Genomic DNA, 1,806 nt, shown 5'->3' on the forward strand with positions numbered 1-1,806 from the left:
GCTACGCAAGCAAGGCCATGGCATGCTTGAGGTTCTGCTCCGGGCCTTCAACGGTAATCCTATCCCGCTTGCCGCATAGCGGCTGAACAGTCACTGAAAAAGTTACGTCCGGAAAGCTAGGAAGGTAAATTCCAGCACTGGCCGTTTCCTGACCGCTATACGATTTATCAGAAATGAATCCGTTCCCAAAGCAAAATCCGTCCTCGTCCGGAACCTCTTCGGACATACGCAACCGCACGTTTTTTGCAAGCTGGGCCTGCCTGCTAGTCGCCGCCTCCTCCGTGTCTCTCTTACCTTCAGTTTTCCGACTTACAATGTCCATAATAATAAACGTGACATCCCCCTTATTAACATAAGTATTGAAACTTAAAGAACCACGCTGCTTATCATACACATCCCCGTAATATCGAATTTGCCAACTTGCCTCAACGGGGCCTTTTCCGTTGTATGTTATTTCGGCTTCCTGGTCTTCCAGTTTTATTTTTTTAATATCATCCAAAACGCGCAGCTTAACAGCTTCCAGCCCGCCATTGATGACATTAACGTCTGCTGGAAACCAAACCGGCCCCATGATTAGTTGCGCCTCCAGCGGCACCTCCAGCGCATAACGGCCGAAGCAGACCAGTTTGGTTTTGGCGAAGAGCGTTTGCAGGCGTCCGCTCAGTTTTACGGTTTCGGGCACAGCGTCTTCCTTGTATGAATAACTGGGTGTACAAGCCTGTAACAAGGCAAGAATTAAGATCGCGACGCCATGAGGGCGCGCATATTTGCGTAAGGTGTCTGTCATGGATTACGGCCATTTCGCAGTTTTGGCGATCTGCACGATGGAATACACCATGGAAGCAAGCACTTGGGTGTCGGCGTAGCTGCTTTGATGTTCATATCCTTTGCCTTCTTCGCCATGCTCGAACAGCGTACCGGCAATGTGCCGGGCAGAACGATTCGATGGCACAGTTTCGTCACCTGCTGCATTGGCCGGTTGCAACTTCAGAGTCAGCACGCGGTGACCCGCCTGAACGGTGAGCGTGCTCTTCGCGTCATCGCTCAACAAGATCCAGCTTTCCGGATGCGGCCAAGGAATGGTGCGGCCAGCCGAGTCGACATTGCTACCCGTGCTGCCGATTACCTTGAAGACAACCTCGCCGTAACTCTGACGTGCCGGCGAGGCGCAGTAACTCGCATAAGTAGAAGTCGGGTGAAACGTTTTCTCGATTGATTGAAGAAAAATACCGGCTTTGGCAATTCGGTCCTTAACCTTTTCAATGCCTCCCCCCCTGACCTCTTGCACGTTCCCCGGATTCACCCACAGCGGATTCAGCAAACGCCACCACGCCGTCGGCGGTTGCAAGTATATGCTGTCCAACGCACTTCCCTTTTCATTGGGCCAACTGGCCAATAACTTGCCGACGCCGTCGACCACTTTCAGCCAGTGCGGCCCATAGGCGCCGCCCGGCATCATTTCCAGCGGCGCCGGAGCATTGGCCAAGATCGCCGTCGCGTGCTGGCCGTTGATTCCGAGTATCTCTGCCTCGGTTTCGGCGACCATCCCGTCCTTTTCCTGGAAGCCGAAACGCATCCGCTTGTACGCACCGGCGGCCCCGATTGTCGGCATGACGTTGTGATAGATGCCCAATACCTTCACGGTCGCGTCGTTCAACAAGTTGCCGTAGCTGGGGTGAATCAGCGCGCGGGCCAGCAAGCCGCCCATGCTGTGGGCAATCCACCCAAGTTAAGAATTTTTCTTTAAAAGTAGAGCGAAATACAATAAAAAGCTTGACATGCCAGTGAGGTAGGGCGCGGCCAGTG

Annotated in this window: 2 protein-coding genes; both read right to left on the minus strand. The window is 53.4% G+C overall.

Annotated features, from left to right (window positions below; translation table 11 throughout):
* Position 1 precedes the first annotated feature (1 nt).
* Positions 2 to 787: a T6SS immunity protein Tli4 family protein gene (locus tag ACFDR9_RS27565; protein ID WP_409033060.1), complete on the minus strand. Its 786-nt coding sequence runs from the start codon at positions 785 to 787 to the stop codon at positions 2 to 4.
* A gap of 3 nt (positions 788 to 790) precedes the next feature.
* A complete protein-coding gene (locus ACFDR9_RS27570; RefSeq protein WP_409033061.1) occupies positions 791 to 1,708 on the minus strand; it encodes a hypothetical protein in 918 nt (305 codons plus the stop codon).
* Between the last annotated feature and the right edge of the window lie 98 nt (positions 1,709 to 1,806).

It is taken from the genome of Janthinobacterium sp. CG_23.3, from assembly GCF_046115965.1.
Classification (GTDB): Bacteria; Pseudomonadota; Gammaproteobacteria; order Burkholderiales; family Burkholderiaceae_D; genus Janthinobacterium.